At 69.2% G+C, this 14,749-nt stretch carries 16 protein-coding genes and 3 tRNA genes; 11 read left to right on the top strand and 8 right to left on the bottom strand.

Annotation, left to right across the window (positions count from 1 at the left end; translation table 11 throughout):
- Positions 1 to 16: 16 nt before the first annotated feature.
- Both NW198_RS06685 and NW198_RS06680 read right to left on the bottom strand, forming a co-directional pair.
- Positions 17 to 451, bottom strand: coding sequence for a DUF2442 domain-containing protein (locus NW198_RS06685; protein ID WP_258340487.1), 435 nt, complete (start codon positions 449 to 451; stop codon positions 17 to 19).
- A gap of 13 nt (positions 452 to 464) precedes the next feature.
- A complete protein-coding gene (locus tag NW198_RS06680; RefSeq protein ID WP_258340486.1) occupies positions 465 to 719 on the bottom strand; it encodes a DUF4160 domain-containing protein in 255 nt (84 codons plus the stop codon).
- A 186-nt stretch (positions 720 to 905) separates the two neighbouring features.
- On the opposite strand from NW198_RS06680, the gene mazG reads away from it, so the two are divergent.
- The 5 genes from mazG to NW198_RS06655 all read left to right on the top strand — a co-directional run bounded on the left by mazG (position 906) and on the right by NW198_RS06655 (position 3,694).
- Complete coding sequence (mazG, locus tag NW198_RS06675) at positions 906 to 1,760, top strand: nucleoside triphosphate pyrophosphohydrolase (protein WP_258340485.1); 855 nt, start codon at positions 906 to 908, stop codon at positions 1,758 to 1,760.
- 93 nt (positions 1,761 to 1,853) lie between these two features.
- Entirely contained in the window at positions 1,854 to 2,405 is a 552-nt protein-coding gene (locus NW198_RS06670; RefSeq protein WP_258340484.1) for a hypothetical protein, read from the top strand.
- 2 nt (positions 2,406 to 2,407) lie between these two features.
- A complete protein-coding gene (locus NW198_RS06665; RefSeq protein WP_258340483.1) occupies positions 2,408 to 3,421 on the top strand; it encodes a phosphatase in 1,014 nt (337 codons plus the stop codon).
- A gap of 19 nt (positions 3,422 to 3,440) precedes the next feature.
- Positions 3,441 to 3,525 (top strand) — tRNA-Leu (locus NW198_RS06660).
- Positions 3,526 to 3,618: 93 nt separating this feature from the next.
- Positions 3,619 to 3,694: transfer RNA gene (locus NW198_RS06655), tRNA-Glu, on the top strand.
- Between the two features lie 272 nt (positions 3,695 to 3,966).
- Here the strand turns inward: NW198_RS06655 and NW198_RS06650 are convergent.
- Both NW198_RS06650 and NW198_RS06645 read right to left on the bottom strand, forming a co-directional pair.
- On the bottom strand, positions 3,967 to 4,926 hold the full coding sequence (locus NW198_RS06650; protein WP_087314613.1) for a hypothetical protein: 960 nt from the start codon (positions 4,924 to 4,926) through the stop codon (positions 3,967 to 3,969).
- Positions 4,923 to 5,969 carry a response regulator receiver protein gene (locus tag NW198_RS06645; protein WP_087314612.1) on the bottom strand — a complete coding sequence of 349 codons (1,047 nt, stop codon included), beginning with the start codon at positions 5,967 to 5,969 and terminating at the stop codon, positions 4,923 to 4,925. The genes NW198_RS06650 and NW198_RS06645 overlap by 4 nt, the downstream gene beginning before the upstream one ends.
- Positions 5,970 to 6,192: 223 nt before the next feature.
- Here NW198_RS06645 and NW198_RS06640 point away from each other — a divergent pair, with 223 nt between their 5' ends.
- Positions 6,193 to 7,407 carry an iron-containing alcohol dehydrogenase gene (locus NW198_RS06640; protein WP_258340482.1) on the top strand — a complete coding sequence of 405 codons (1,215 nt, stop codon included), beginning with the start codon at positions 6,193 to 6,195 and terminating at the stop codon, positions 7,405 to 7,407.
- A 228-nt stretch (positions 7,408 to 7,635) separates the two neighbouring features.
- Here the strand turns inward: NW198_RS06640 and yhbY are convergent, their stop codons facing one another.
- The 3 genes from yhbY to NW198_RS06625 all read right to left on the bottom strand — a co-directional run bounded on the left by yhbY (position 7,636) and on the right by NW198_RS06625 (position 10,471).
- A complete protein-coding gene (gene yhbY, locus NW198_RS06635) occupies positions 7,636 to 7,938 on the bottom strand; it encodes a ribosome assembly RNA-binding protein YhbY (protein WP_087314609.1) in 303 nt (100 codons plus the stop codon).
- 117 nt (positions 7,939 to 8,055) lie between these two features.
- On the bottom strand, positions 8,056 to 8,925 hold the full coding sequence (locus tag NW198_RS06630; protein ID WP_258340481.1) for a hypothetical protein: 870 nt from the start codon (positions 8,923 to 8,925) through the stop codon (positions 8,056 to 8,058).
- 1 nt (position 8,926) lies between these two features.
- Entirely contained in the window at positions 8,927 to 10,471 is a 1,545-nt protein-coding gene (locus NW198_RS06625; protein WP_258340480.1) for a Mur ligase family protein, read from the bottom strand.
- Positions 10,472 to 10,542: 71 nt separating this feature from the next.
- Between NW198_RS06625 and NW198_RS06620 the strand changes: the two genes are divergently transcribed.
- The 4 genes from NW198_RS06620 (at position 10,543) to nagB (ending at position 13,100) form a co-directional block, all read left to right on the top strand.
- A tRNA-Val gene (locus NW198_RS06620) sits at positions 10,543 to 10,618 on the top strand.
- A gap of 53 nt (positions 10,619 to 10,671) precedes the next feature.
- Positions 10,672 to 11,406, top strand: coding sequence for a ribonuclease PH (gene rph, locus NW198_RS06615; protein WP_087314603.1), 735 nt, complete (start codon positions 10,672 to 10,674; stop codon positions 11,404 to 11,406).
- Positions 11,407 to 11,459: 53 nt separating this feature from the next.
- Positions 11,460 to 12,083, top strand: a complete 624-nt coding sequence (gene rdgB, locus NW198_RS06610) for an RdgB/HAM1 family non-canonical purine NTP pyrophosphatase (RefSeq protein ID WP_258340479.1) — start codon at positions 11,460 to 11,462, stop codon at positions 12,081 to 12,083.
- A 282-nt stretch (positions 12,084 to 12,365) separates the two neighbouring features.
- Complete coding sequence (nagB, locus tag NW198_RS06605; RefSeq protein ID WP_087314599.1) at positions 12,366 to 13,100, top strand: glucosamine-6-phosphate deaminase; 735 nt, start codon at positions 12,366 to 12,368, stop codon at positions 13,098 to 13,100.
- Between the two features lie 80 nt (positions 13,101 to 13,180).
- On the opposite strand, the gene NW198_RS06600 is transcribed toward nagB, so the two are convergent.
- Complete coding sequence (locus NW198_RS06600; protein WP_258340478.1) at positions 13,181 to 14,254, bottom strand: Xaa-Pro peptidase family protein; 1,074 nt, start codon at positions 14,252 to 14,254, stop codon at positions 13,181 to 13,183.
- A 194-nt stretch (positions 14,255 to 14,448) separates the two neighbouring features.
- Here NW198_RS06600 and NW198_RS06595 point away from each other — a divergent pair, with 194 nt between their 5' ends.
- Positions 14,449 to 14,745, top strand: coding sequence for a Veg family protein (locus NW198_RS06595; RefSeq protein ID WP_087314595.1), 297 nt, complete (start codon positions 14,449 to 14,451; stop codon positions 14,743 to 14,745).
- Positions 14,746 to 14,749: the final 4 nt, after the last annotated feature.

Here is a 14,749-nt window from a genome sequence, read left to right as displayed (position 1 = left end):
CCGGTGTTGCATGGGCCTAGGCGCTCAGCGGCTCCCCGTACTCCCTGTACATGGCGGCGGAAGTGACGACCCACTGCTTGCCGAACTTCCTCGCGTCGACGCCGGCGACGATCTTTCCGTACGAGACCGCCTTTCGGAGCGTGGATTCGCTGAGCCCCCAGAGGTCGCTCGCGTCGGCGAACGACATCAGACCGTCGAACTCCGTCGTTATGGGCTCGCCGTGCTCCCAGATTTCGTCACAGGAGAGGTCGAGGTTATCATTCCACGAGACGCCGTATCCACCGGCGTCAACCTCGACGTCCTCGAACAGGTGGCCCCTCTTGAGCTCTTGGAAGGCGGCGAATCGCTCGGTGAGGGGCGTCGCATCGTAGAGCTTGGTCGTCCCGTTGACAAACAGCACGCGCAGGCGAAGGTCGGGAAGGGGCGTCACGTCTTTGATTTTGTGAAACATGGGCAAGCTCCTCTCAGTCCAGCGGGTCGAGCTTTCTGAATTCCTGCGTCTGCCACATCTCGACGAGAGCGTCTCGGTGAAGCCCCATCCATTCGCGGACCATGGCGGCGGCCCTTTGGGGAAGCTCCCCGTCGAGCAGGTTGCCGGTCCGTATGTCGAACGCGGCCGTGTCGTCTCCATAGATGGCATGGATGTGCGGAGGGTTGTGCTCCGAGCCAAGAAAGTACATGCGTATGACGATTCCGTAGAAGCGGGCAAGTATGGGCATATCGTGCTTCAATCCCTAGGCATGGCACAGTATATCACGATACCGTGACATAACAAAGGACGCCTCTTCTTTGGGCGATGTGCTCCAAGCACGCACGTCTTCTTTGTGGGCGCCGAGGGCCGCTCGGCCGTCGACGCGCGCTACAATCGGGCGAGAAGAGCCTGCCCCGCAGCAGAAGGAGCCCCCATGTCCCAGGCCGCTGATCGCGCGGACGCCGAGAACGCCGCGCGCCCCGACGCCCCGACCACGCACCCCGAGTTCGACCGCCTCGTGCGCACGATGTGGCGCCTGCGTCAGCCCGACGGCTGCCCGTGGGACCGCGAGCAGACGCACCGCTCCATCACCAAGCACATGGTCGAGGAGGCCTACGAGGCCGTTGAGGCCATCGAGGCGGATGATACGGCCCACCTGGTGGAGGAGCTCGGAGACGTCCTAGAGCAGGTGGTCCTGCACGCGCAGATCGCGGCCGACGAGGGTGCCTTCACCATCGACGACGTGGTCCACGGCCTCAACGAGAAGCTCGTGCGCCGCCACCCGCACGTCTTTGGCGAGCACGTCTCGGCGGGCGACGGCAACGAGGTCCAGGACATCTGGGACGAGGTCAAGGCCGCCGAGCGCGCGGCCTCGGGCGAGAAGGACGCGCAGCCCCAGGGGCTTCTCGACTCCGTGCCGCGCTCCCTGCCGGCGCTCATGCAGTGCCAAAAGATCTCCAAGCGCGCGGCCAAGGCGGGCTTTGAGTGGCCCAGCGTGGAGGGCGTCTGGGACAAGGTCGCCGAGGAGCGCGCGGAGTTCGAGCGCGAGGCGCCCGGCTCCCCGGAGCGCGCCGCGGAGTTTGGCGACCTGCTCTTCTCGCTGGTGAACGTGGCCCGCTGGGAGGGGATCGACGCCGAGGAGGCGCTCGCGCACGCCAACCGCAAGTTCAGGGCGCGCTGGGCCCGCATGGAGGAGCTCGCTGCGAAGGAGGGCCTTGACCTCGAGGGCATTGGCACCGAGGCCCTGAACGAGCTTTGGGACCGTGCGAAGGCGGAGGAGATGTCCTGACGCGCCCCGTCCGCGCGCGTGCGTCTGGTATAACGGGTGTGAGCGGCCCTTTGGCCGCGGCCCTGCCAGAACCGAGCGAGAAACGAAGCGGGCATGAGCGAGAAGACCATGACGGCCACCATGACGGGCGGCGCCGCGAGCAAGTCGGCGCGCAAGCCCGCGCGTCGCGCGACCCCCACGTCGCGTGCGCGAAAGCCTGCCCCCAGAGCCGTCTCCAAGCCAAAGAAGAGCTTCCACAAGGCGGGCGCGCCGGCACGCTCCGTGAGGGAGCGCGCCTTGGACGCGCTGGACAGCCTCGGCAACGCCGCCGTGCCCCTCGCCGTGGTCGCGGTGACGCTCGTCGTGCTCGTGGCGCTGTACGGGCCGGCCAGGGGGCTCTACTGCGCCTGGCGCGACCAGGGCATAAAGCAGGAGACCCTTGACGGCCTCAACGAGAGCATCGACGAGTACCAGGGCGACATCGACCGTCTCCAGACCCGCGAGGGCATCGAGGACGAGGCGCGCAAGCGCGGCTACGTCAACGAGGGCGAGTCGGGCGTGAAGGCCGTCGGCCTGCCCGAGGAAGACGGTGCCGCGCCCGAGTCCGAGGAGCTCCCGTGGTACCTCTCCCTGGGCGACTTTGTCTTCAGATACGGTGAGGAGTGAGCATGCGCCGCGTGGCCTGCATCGACATCGGGACCGTGACCGCGCGCCTCGCCGTCGCGGACGTTGAGCACGGGCGCGTGCTGCGCCTGGCCAAGCACTCGGAGATCTGCAACCTCGGCGAGGGCGTGGACGCCACCGGCCGCCTCTCGGAGGAGGCCATGGGCCGCGTCTTTGCCTGCGTGCGCGGCTACGTCGACTCCGCCCGCGAAGCCGGCGCCGAGGCGGCGTGCTGCACCCTCACGAGCGCGGCCCGCGACGCCGAGAACGCCTGCGAGCTGGGCGCGGCGCTCGACTCCCTGGGGCTCGACCCCATCGTCATCCCCGGCGAGATCGAGGGCGCCCTCACGTTTTTGGGCGTCGCGCGCGACTTTCCCGGCACGCGCATCCTCGTGGCGGACAACGGCGGCGGCTCCACGGAGCTCGCGCTGGGGTCGCTGCGTACCGATGGTGCGCTTGACCTTGGCTTTGTTCGATCCGTCGACGTGGGGTGCCGTCGCGTGACCGAGAAGTACCTCTCCGCGGAGCCCCTTCCCGCGACGACCGACCTCGAGGCGGCGCACGCCTTTGCGGCCGCGGCCTTTGCCCCCGTCATCGAGGAGGGCGGGCTTGCCGCCGCCGGCCCCGAGCGCGCCGTCGAGGGCGCGCCCGAGCGGCTCGTGGTGTGCGGTGGCACCGTGACGAGCCTCGTTGCCATGAACCTCGAGCTCGAGCCCTACGACTCCTCGCGCGTCCACCTCGGCAAGATCACGCTCGAGGAGGTCGAGACGCTGGAGCGGCGCCTCGCGGGTATGACGGTCGAGCAGCGCGCCGAGCTGCCGGGACTTCAGGCCAAGCGCGCCCCGGTCATCCTGGGCGGCGTGGTGGCCATCTCCGAGCTCATGCGCCAGACTGGCTTCACCGAGCTGCTCGCTAGCGAGTCCGACCTGCTCTTTGGCCTGGCGACCACCGCCGCGGCGGCGCTCACCGGCGAGGACTCCCCGGTGATCTGGAAGCCCACCATGCGCCCGCTGCGCTAGGATGTTCTGAGTCGCACGCGGGGGCGTGGCGGAACTGGCATACGCAGGAGACTTAAAATCTTCGGCCGAAAGGATTGTGGGTTCGAGTCCCACCGCCCCTACCAACGACGTCTTTGCGAACGCGGAGGCCCACCGCCCCTAGGCGACGTCTCGGGCCCACGTTCTTCTCGCCCGCCCTCTGGTATACTCTGCCGTGCGTCCCCATCGTCTAGTGGCCTAGGACATCGCCCTTTCAAGGCGACGACACGGGTTCGACTCCCGTTGGGGGCACCATGACACAGCGGCCCGGACCGTCACGCGCGGTCCGGGCCTCTTTCGTGCGCACCTTGCCGGGCCCCGCGAGGGTTTGTACAGCCTGCTCTCAGGGTTTGTACACTTTTCCGGCCTCTCGGCTCTTCTCGTCACTCAATCTACCTGCGCAAATGCTATTGGTCTCAAATCGGACCGTGTACATACCCTGAGGCGCGGGTGTACATACCCTAAAGGCTCAAAGCTCAAGGCGGCCCGGGTGCTCCGTCCCGCGGGCGAGAAGAACCGTGCGGCCGCTACCAGTCCAGGTCGTGGCCCTCGGCAAAGCGCGCCGCGCTCGCCACGAGCCACTCCTGATCCTGGCACCAGGGGATGAAGTCGGGCGTGTCGGCGATGACGGGCTCCGCCTCGCGGACCGCGAGCATGCTCTCCTCGAAGCTGCAGGGAGCCACCTCGGGGCGGTCGGGCAGGTAGAGCTCCACGTAGGTGGGGCGCAGCAGAGCGTAGGCCCCGCCGGGACAAAGGCCGTCGAACCCGCGCAGGGCGCGCCGGGCAGCCGGCATCCGGTCGAGCTTGTAGAGCATGATCGCGCGCGCGAGGTGCGACCACGAGCTCTCCTGACGCGAGAAGCGCGCGCTCACGGCGTCGAAGCCCGCCTCGTCCTCGAGCCGGGCATACGCGAGCATGCAGGTGTGCCGCGCGCCGAGCGGGTCGCTCGGGGAGGCATCGATCACCGAGAGCGCGGCGTCGCGGGCCATCTTGAAGCGCGCGCTGTCGGCGCAGGTGCGCGCGACGGCGGCACGAAGGCGCAGGTGGGGACGATAGAAGACGTCGTCCCAGGCGTCGCCTGCGGGAGGCTCGTCGCAGGAGAAGTCCTTTTCGAGCTCAAGGAGCCCCTCGAGCAGGGGGTCGGGCTCGAGGTCGGCGGTGAGCAGCTGCATCAGGTTGGCGTCGAGGCTGCTCTCGTCGATCTCGCGCGCGAGCACGCACTCCGCGTGGAGCGCGGCCAGCCGGCGGGCGCGCTCGGCCTCGTAGGCCGCGTCGTCGAGGAGGTCGTCGTCTCGGCAGCTCGCCCGGTACGCGTCGAGGGCGCGCGCCATCACGAGGGCGGAGCGCTCGACCGAGGTGTCGACAAACGCCTCCGGGTCGGCGCGGACGGCGAGCAGGAGCTCGGCGTAGGCCTCGTCGGAGAGCGGGCCGATCTTGTCGCGCCGCCTGAGGGCGCAGCGCTGCACCAGCTCGTCCCACGCGTTCATGCCTGCTGCGCCCCCTCTCGCCGCGCGGCCTGCGCCGCCTCGCGCGCCGCCTCGGGGTCGAGGCGCGCGACCTCGCGTGCCACCCACGTGCCGAGCACGCCCTTGCCGCTGCGGTCGTTGCCCTCCTGGAGCAAGACGATGCCCTCGCTCACGGCGAGGATGAGCTCGTCTTCGCTGTAGGGTCGCACGCGGAGACGGGCGAACTCGCCGTCGGGCAGCTCGACCTGGCGGATGAGCGTCCCCGCCGCGCCGGCGTAGGTCGAGAGCAGGCGGGAGAGGTCGGCGCGGGCGCGCTCGAAGTCGCAGCGCTTGTGAGCGAGCGCGATGCGGGCGAGCAAGATCCAGGCGTCATCGGGCCCGCGCAGGGGAGAGATCGAGGCGTAGCGCCGCTCGAGCTCGGCGAGGCCGTCCTCGTCCTCGAGCTTGGCGAGCGCGTAGGCGAGCGTGAAGCGGGCGTCGGAGAGGTCGCGGGCGTCCAGGCGCAAGAGCCGCTCGGCGACGTCGGCGGCGACGCGGTTGCGGCCGCAGATGAGCGCCTCCTCGGCAAGCGACGCCAGCCAGCGCAGGTATGGCCGCATCGCGATGTCTGCGGCGAGGCTCGCGCGCTCGTCGTCGAGACCGGCGACGGCCTCGTCGCGCGCCCGCTCGCACGAGGCGCGGACCTCGTCGGCACGCTCGGCGAGGTGGCGGTAGCGCGCCTCGACGGAGGGCGCCTCGGAGGAGGAGCGCATGCGCGCGGCGTCGTGGCAGGCGGGGTCAAGGGAGAGCGCCTCGTCAAGGAGGTCGCGCCCGCGCTTGATGAGGCCCGGCGCCTGCTCGTCGGTCGCAAAGGGGAGCTGGTAGTCAACGACCTCGGTCGCAAGGACCACGAGGTGGAAGGCGCGGTCGGCGTCCGACTGCGGGAGGCTGTCGCGGTCCTGGGCAAACCGCCGGCCAAAGCTCGCGAACGCGCGCGTCGCCTCGCCCGGGTCGAGCCGGTCAAGCTCGCGGGCAAAGCGCAGGCTGAGCCGCTGGTAGTCCTCGCGCTGTGGGTTGTGCGCCATCTCGTTCTCCTCTCGCGTCCTATGGTAGCGGAGCCGCGCGCGACCGTTCGCCGCGCGGCGAAAAAGAGGTCTGTTGCCAATGCGTTTCTGCTATGCTGTGTGCGGCCCGAGTCATGGAGTTTCGGTGGCCCGGCCGAGGTACTTCTCATTCGTCGAAAACGGGGGAGATGCCCCCGTTTCAAATCCGTCGCGGGGGCGACGGCAAAGGAATTGGAGGAGTGTTATGGGACGTTTCACCAACCCGCGTGACCTGTACTTCGGCGAGGGCGCGCGCCACGAGGTCAAGAACCTCAAGGGCGAGCGCGCGGTCATCGTCACCGGCGGCGGCTCCATGCGTCGCGGCGGCTTCCTGCAGGACGTCGAGGCGGACCTCAAGGAGGCTGGCTTCGAGGTCAAGCTCATCGAGGGCGTCGAGTCCGACCCGTCCGTCGAGACCGTCATGAACGGCGCCGCGGTCATGGCCGAGTTCAAGCCCGACTGGATCGTCGCCATCGGCGGCGGCTCGCCCATCGACGCGGCCAAGGCCATGTGGATCAAGTACGAGTACCCCGAGACCACCTTCGAGGACATGTGCAAGGTCTTCGGCCTGCCCGAGCTGCGCACCAAGGCCCACTTCTGCGCCATCTCCTCCACCTCCGGCACCGCCACCGAGGTCACGGCCTTCTCGATCATCACCGACTACGCCAAGGGCATCAAGTTCCCGATCGCCGACTTCCAGATCACGCCTGACGTCGCCATCGTGGACCCCGAGCTCACCTACACCATGCCCGCCAAGCTCTGCGCGCACACCGGCATGGACGCCCTGACCCACGCCATCGAGTCCTACGTCTCCACCGCCTCCTCCATGTACACCGAGGCCAACTCGCTGCACGCCATCCGTGAGATTGTCGAGTGGCTGCCCAAGTCCTACAAGGGCGACAAGGAGGCCCGCAAGCACATGCACGACGCGCAGTGCATCGCCGGCATCGCCTTCTCCTCCGGCCTGCTCGGCATCGTGCACTCCATGGCGCACAAGACCGGTGCCGCCTTCACCGGCGACCACATCATCCACGGCTGCGCCAACGCCATGTACCTGGGCAAGGTCATCCAGTTCAACGCCAAGGTCCCCGAGGCCAAGACCAAGTACGCCTACATCGCGCACGAGATCCTGCACCTCCCCGGCGAGACCGAGGACGAGCTCGTTGCCGCCCTCGTGCAGGAGATCCGCGACCTCAACGACAAGCTGGACATCCCGCAGGGCATCAAGAACTACGGCAAGGGCGGCGTCAAGGCCGACGAGTCCATCATCGACTACGCCGAGTTCGAGGAGAAGAAGTCCCGCATCGCCGTTGACGCCATCGGCGACGCCTGCACCGGCTCCAACCCGCGCCAGCCCACGCCCGAGGAGATGGAGAAGCTCCTCGAGTGCGTCTACAACGACGTCGACGTGGACTTCTAAGTCGCAGGCACTTCTCGCGCGCTGCTTGTCAGCGAAACTTTGGGGGTCGGGCTCACGGGTCCGGCCCCCTTTTTCGGCGCCGCCGGGTCGCCGTCGCGCCGGGGCCTCCGCGGCGTGCGACGTGTGGCGGATTGTAAGCGAATCCGGCCCGCGCGCTGCGATGGGCGCGGAAGCCTAAGCGCGCCCATCGCGTCAGCCGCGCCAGCCGCGCCAGCCGCGCCCGCGCGGCTACGGCACGAGCTGGATCTTCTCGACGCCCTCGCGGCTCGTCTCTCGGTACAGGACGAACCTGCGGCCGATGACCTGCACGAGCTCGGCGTGGCAGCGCTCCGCCAGCTCCTCGGCGGCCTCGCGCACGTCGAGGCTCGAGGACTCGAGCACGGAGCACTTGATGAGCTCGCGCGCCTCGAGCGCCTTGTCCGCCTGGTCGACGGTCCCTTCGTTGACGTCGGCCTTGCCGACGATGATCACAGGCTCCAGATGATGGGCCAGACTGCGAAGCTGCCTGACCTGCCTTCCCTTGAGCGTCACGTCCTCTCCTTCCAAACGGGGGTATCCACGATACCCGACATGCGGCGCAAAGGACAGGCGGACGCCGCGCCGCCAGAAGGTTCTCCGCAAAACAACGGGAGCTTGCGAACGGCTGTCTCAGCCCCGTGGTGGCGTGCTCCACGCAAAGTGACGGCGGACCGCGGCCTGGAAGGCGTCGGCGTAGGCCTCGCCGGGCCGGCCGAGAAGAACCAGCAACGTGCTTCTCGCCCGGGCGTAGCCGCGCGCGACGGCCGGCTCGATCCCCGCGAGCTCCGTGACGACCTCCGTGGAGAAGCCCTCGAACTCCTGACGGGCGGCCTCGACGAGCTGGCGGCGGTCCCGCGGGTCGCGGCTCTGCTCGACGACGGCGCAGACGTGCTGCTCGGGAGGGAAGAGCAGCTCCCCGTGGCCCTGGGTCGCGGCCATGCAGAGGCCCTCCTGGACCTCGCGGCCGCGTACGCCCAGAAGCTCGAGGACCGTGATGGCGGCGAGCGCGGGAGTCACGTTGAAGACGCCGGGCAGGGGCACGGCGACGCCTCCCTCCCAAGAGGGCGTGTGAGCAACAAACTGCACGTAGCCATAGCCAGCACGCTCCTCGCTCGAGCCCACGTCGGCGAGCGGCACGCGCGAGGAGAAGCTCAGCCCGCGCTCGGCGGTCCGCACCGTCCCGGCACCGCCGGCCCCGATCGAGCAGAGCACGTCGAGCTCGGGGAGGTCGGGGGCTCCCGGGACGCGGCTCGGCAGCCCCAGCACGAGATGGGAGAGGCCGGCCGCGCGGACGTTGGCGAGGTGCTCGTCGATGCGCTCGAGCTCAGCGGCGGTATCGGCGCCGCGCCGATACTCCACCCCATCAAAGACCTCGTGGTCGCCGATCACGCCAACGTGGGCGTAGGGCTCCCCGCGCTCGAGCGCGCAGCGCAGCATCGTCGAGGCGACGGCACGGTCGTGCTCGCCCGCGACGATGCCGATGAGCGCGGGGGAGGACATCTCAGCGGGCGCTGGGGGCGTCGGTGTCGGCGTCTGCGGAATGCGCCCGGTCGTGCGCGGCGATGCCGCGGCGGGCGAGCTCGCCGTCGGAGAGGCAGGGCACGTAGCCGTCGCGCATGTGCATGCGCGTCTCGTGGCCCTTGGCGAGCAGCAGCACCACGCTGCGCCGTCCCTCCGCCAGCTCGAAGGCGCGCGCCGCGGCCTCCTCGCGGTCGATGACGACCTCGTGCGGGAAGCCGTCCGGCAGCGCCCGCTCCATCTCGCGGCAGATGTCGCGCGGGTCCTCGGTCCAGGGGTCGTCGGTGGTGAAGACGAGGTAGTCGACAAAGGGCGCCGCGGCCTTGGGCAGCTCGTGGCGGCGCTCCTGCGCCTTGCCGCCCACGGCGCCAAAGACGGCGATGATCCGGGCGCCCGAGAACGCCGCCCGAACGGCCGAGAGGAGCGACTCGAAGGCAAGCCGGTTGTGCGCGAAGTCCACGATCGCGGTGAGCTGCCGGTCGCGCGAGTGGTAGAACTCCATGCGGCCGGGCACGCGCGTGGCGGCGAGGCCGCGGACGATGTCTTCGGGGCCAATCCCCAGCAGGTGCGCGCAGAGCGCGGCGGCCAGCGCGTTGGAGGCGCTGAAGCTCCCGGGGAAGGGCAGCTCCACGCGGCGCTCCCATCCGTCCAGGTGGAGGGTGAAGCTCACGCCCTCCTCGGAGGCGACGAGCTCGTCCGCCCAGGCGTCCGCCTCAGGGCGCTCGATGCCAAAGGTGAGGGTCCGCGGCGCGCGGGAGGCGGCCTTGAGGATGCGGTCCGCGTGATCGGAGTCGAGGTTCACGACGGCGGTCTCGCACTGCGAGAAGATCTTGAGCTTGGAGGAGAAGTAGTCCTCGAAGTCCGCGTGCTCGACGGGGGAGATGTGGTCGAGCCCGATGTTGAGGAAGCAGGCGACGTCAAGCCCCACGCCAAAGGTGCGGTCGTACTTGAGCGCCTGGCTCGAGACCTCCATGACGAGGGCGGAGAGGCGCGAGTCGCGCGCGTGGGCGAGGTTGCGCCAGAGGTCGGGTGCCTCGGGCGTGGTGTTTCTCGACGGCTCGTCGACCACGCCGTCATAGGTCTCGACGGTGCCGATCATCCCGCACGACCGCGCGCCGCACGCGGCGTCGACGATCGAGCGGAGCATGTAGGCGGTGGTCGTCTTTCCCTTGGTGCCCGTGATGCCCACGGTCCTGAGGTCTCGGTCCGGCTTGCCAAAGGCCCGGGCCGAGCAGAGCGCCATGGCGCGGCGCAGGTCGGACGTGACGAGCGCGGGCACGCCGGGGGCCACGTCCGCGAGCTCGGCGGCGTGGGCCTCGTCGCAGAGGTAGGCGACGGCTCCCCGCTCGACGGCGCTCGCGAGAAACGCGGGGCGGAAGGCGGCTCCCTTGCAGACGAAGAGCTCCCCTGCGGAGACGACGCGGGAGTCGCAGGACGTCCCTGTCACGGCAACGTCTGCACGCGGCGCGGGGGAGGAGAGGATGCCCGCGGCGGCAAGGTCGCCGGCGAGCTCTGTGAGCGTAGTCATGTTCATGCCTCCAGTATAGGCAAGACGGAGGCGGTCGGCCCCGTGCGGCTCATGGTAAACTGCAGACGCACGGGCGATTGGCGCAGCGGCTAGCGCAGGTGCCTTACACGCACAAGGTCGGCGGTTCGAACCCGTCATCGCCCACCAGAAACGTCACGGCCCCGTCGCGTTGCGGCGGGGCCTCTTTGCAGGGAGGTCCCATGGCAGAGATTGAGGTCGCGCGCTCGTTTGGGCGCGGCGCGGGCGAGATGCGCCCCGTGACGCTCACGCCCGGCGTGATGAAAAACGCCGACGGCTCATGCCTCGCGGAGTTTGGCGACACGCGCGTGCTCTGCTCCGCCACGGTCGAGCAGGGCGTCCCCGCCTGGCGCAAGGGGGCCCATGCGGGCTGGGTGACGGCGGAGTACGCGATGCTGCCCGCCTCGACGAGCCGCCGCACCCCGCGCGAGCACCGCGGCCGCAAGGGCCGCTCCATGGAGATCGAGCGGCTCATCGGGCGCAGCCTGCGCTCCGTGTGCCGCCTCGACCGCCTGGGAGAGATCACGATCACGCTGGACTGCGACGTGATCCAGGCGGACGGCGGCACGCGCACGGCCTCGGTCACCGGCGCGTGGGTGGCGCTGCACCAGGCGCTGCTCGGCCTCGTGGAGGCCGGCCAGCTGCCGCGCCTGCCGCTCACGGGGCAGGTCGCCGCCGTGTCCGCGGGCTTTGTCGACGGGCGCGCCCTTCTCGACCTCGACTACCCCGAGGACAGCCACGCCGAGGTCGACCTCAACCTCGTGTGCACCGGCGACGGGCGCATCGTCGAGGTCCAGGGGACCGGCGAGCGCGCCACCCTCGACCGCGCCCAGCTCGACGAGCTGCTGGACCTCGGGCAGGCCGGCGTCGCGCGCCTCGTGGAGCTCCAGTCGCAAGCAACCGGCTACCGCCTCTAGTTTGACAATATCGTCAGGTTATATTGTCAAGCCGCCACATCAAAGGAGAAAACATGTCTCAGGTCGCAATCAACGAGCTCGACCCCGCCGCCACGGTCGTCGTTGCCACCGGCAACGCGCGCAAGGTCGTAGAGATCGAGACCATCCTCGCGCCGGTCATGCCTGGCGTGCGCTTTGTGGCCCTCGGCGAGCTGGGGGACTTCCCTGATCCGGTGGAGGATGGGGAGACCTTCTTCGACAACGCCCTCATCAAGGCGCGCGCCGCGCAGGCCGAGACGGGCCTTCTCATGGCGGTCGCCGACGACTCGGGCCTGTGCGTGGACGCCCTCGACGGCGCGCCGGGGATCTTCTCGGCACGCTGGGCGGGCGAGCATGGCAACGACGAGGCCAACAACGTGAAGCTCATGGAGCAGATGGCCGACGTCCCCGACGAGGATCGCACGGCGCGCTTCCACTCGAGCGTCGTGTTGGTGCGCGGCGACGAGGTCCTGCGCGGCGACGGCGACTGCGAGGGCATGGTGGGCCGCGTCCCCCGCGGCGACCACGGCTTTGGCTACGACCCGCTGTTCCTTCCGCAGGAGACCCCGGGCAAGACCATGGCGGAGCTCACGCTGGACGAGAAGAACCTCATCTCGCACCGCTTCCACGCCCTCGAGGACCTCGCCGCCAAGCTGTAGGTTGACAATCACGTCAGGTTATATTGTCAACCCTCAACCCCCGCCGCGGACGTTTTTGGACCGCTCGCCAAAATGGGTGGCAAAGCGCCCCCGCAATGCGGCAAGATTAGGAATTGTCCGGGGCGATGCGCCTCGGGACGCCGTGGACGGGCAGGGGCCTCGACTCGGCGGTCCTTCTCATAGCTTTTGGCGGCCTCGCCCTGGTGGTCGCAGTCACATTGGCCGCGGCCGATGGGGCCGCGCGGCGGGTGGGGAGCCCGCCGCCTATGGAAAGGATGCGTTATGAGAATCGTTCGCGCCAAGGATTACGAGGACATGAGCCGCAAGGCCGGCAACATCATTGCCGCCCAGGTCGTCGCCAAACCCGACTGCGTTCTCGGCCTTGCCACCGGCTCCACGCCCATCGGCGCCTACAAGCGCCTCATCGAGGGCTATGAGGCCGGCGACCTCGACTTCTCCCAGGTCAAGACCTACAACCTCGACGAGTACCGCGGCCTGCCCGGCACGCACGACCAGAGCTACCGCTACTTCATGAACGTGAACCTCTTCGATCACGTGAACATCGACAAGGCCAACACCCACGTGCCCGACGGTCTCATGGAGGACTACGAGGCCGCCTGCGCCGAGTACGACGCCGCCGTCGCCGCCGCCGGCGGCCAGGACCTGCAGCTCCTGGGCATCGGCAACAACGGTCACATCGGCTTCAACGAGCCCGGCGACGCCTTCGTCAAGGGCACCCACTGCGTCGACCTGACCGAGTCCACCATCCAGGCCAACAGCCGCCTGTTCGACAGCATCGACGACGTGCCGCGCCAGGCCTTCACGATGGGCATCGGCACCATCATGGCCGCCAAGACGGTCCTCGTGATGGCCAACGGCGAGGTCAAGGCCCAGGCCGTCCACGACATGATCTATGGCCCGATCACCCCGTCCTGCCAGGCCTCCATCCTGCAGCTGCACCCCAACGTGGTGGTCGTCGCCGACGAGGCCGCGCTCTCGCTCTGCCCGGCCGAGTAGGACGGCCCACAGTACGAAGCAAGCCCCGAGCGGAGGTTCTTCTCGCCTCCGCCCGGGGCATTTTGTTGGGTGCGGCGACCCTACAGGACCGTGAGGCCCTTGGGGTAGCTGTTGAGCACCTCGCAGCCGTCCTCGGTCACGATCACCAGGTCCTCGATGCGCACGCCCATGTCCCCGGACAGGTAGATGCCCGGCTCGATGGAGAAGCACTGCCCCGGGCGGACCGGCTCGTCGTGCGCGGCCGAGACGTCGCCCGGCTCGTGGTCCACGAGGCCGATCTGGTGCCCCAGGCGGTGGTTGAAGGCGGGTCCCCAGCCGGCGTCCTCGATGACCTGGCGCGCCGCGCGGTCGATCTGGGCAAACGTCACGCCGGGGCGCACGATCTTCTCGGCCGCCTCGTTGGCGCGACGCACGGCCTCGTAGACCGCGCGCTGGTGTTCGGTGGGCTCGGCCGTGAAGAAGGTGCGCGTCATGTCCGAGCAGTACCAGTCACGGCGGCAGCCCACGTCAAAGAGCACCAGGTCGCCGGGTACAAACGGAGTGTCGTCCGGCTCGTGGTGCGGGTCGGCCGCGTGGTCGCCAAAGCTCACGATGGGCGAGAAGGAATGGCCCTCGGCGCCCAGGCGGCGGTACTCGGCGAGCAGGCCGTCGGCGATCTGACGCTCCGTCGCGCCGGGGCGCACCTGCTCCACGAGCCACGCCATCGCCCGGTCGTTGGTGGCGGAGGCGGCGCGCATGAGCTCCTGCTCGCGGGCGTCCTTGATCGAGCGCGCGTCGTCGACCACGTCGGAGGCGAGCACAAATCCGCTCGCGGCGCGCGACTCCATGAGCGGCACGAGCCAGCGGGCCGCGAGGTCCTTGTCGACGCCGAGCGGCAGGTCGTGCGCGGTCTCGGCGGCAACGAGCGCCACGGGGTCGTCGGTGTCCGAGAAGCACGTCACGCGCGCCCCGCAGCCGGAGGCGTCGGGGAAGAGGCGGTTGGCAAAGAGCACCGGCTCGCCCTCGACGGGCACGAGCAGCGCGAGGAAGCGCTCGTAGGGCTCGGTGTAGTACCCGCAGAGCCACCAGATGGACAGCGGGTCCACGATGAGAGCCTGCGCAAGGCCCTTCTCAGCCAGGTTTGCTCTCACGCGCGCAAGGCGGCGCTCGTCCATGTGGGCTCCTTCCCTCGTCGGCGGCAGCCTCGCCGCGGACCTCTGATTGCGGGCAGTGTAGCACCGCCGCGCCGGCCATGGGCGTGGTCTTCTCATGACAGATGGTTGAGGCGGTTGCCTGGCGTTGTCTGGGGCCATATGATAAAAGTTCCGGAATTATGGGGGTTCCGCCCACGGGGCGTGTGGAGGTCCAAATGGAGAACGAGATTCCGCCCGTCAATCGGGTTGACGAGATTCGCGATGAGCTCAAGAGCCTCGAGGGCAAGCGTCTCAGGGTCAAGGCCAACATGGGTCGCTCTCGCATCGTGGAGCGCACGGGCACGCTCGTCCACGCGCACCCGTCGCTGTTCATCGTCGAGGTCGAGGAGCGCCGCGGCCGCACGGCCCGCCAGTCGTATCAGTACGTCGACGTCCTCACGGGCACCGTCGAGCTCTTCGACATCGAGACCGGCGAGCGCCTCTTCGACTTCGTCGAGTCGGTCGCCGAGTAGCCGG

Source organism: Thermophilibacter sp. ET337, from assembly GCF_024733715.1.
In the GTDB taxonomy this organism is placed as follows: Bacteria; Actinomycetota; Coriobacteriia; order Coriobacteriales; family Atopobiaceae; genus Thermophilibacter.
The sequence above is the reverse complement of the archived record's forward strand: the minus strand, read 5'-3'. Positions and strand labels throughout refer to the sequence as shown.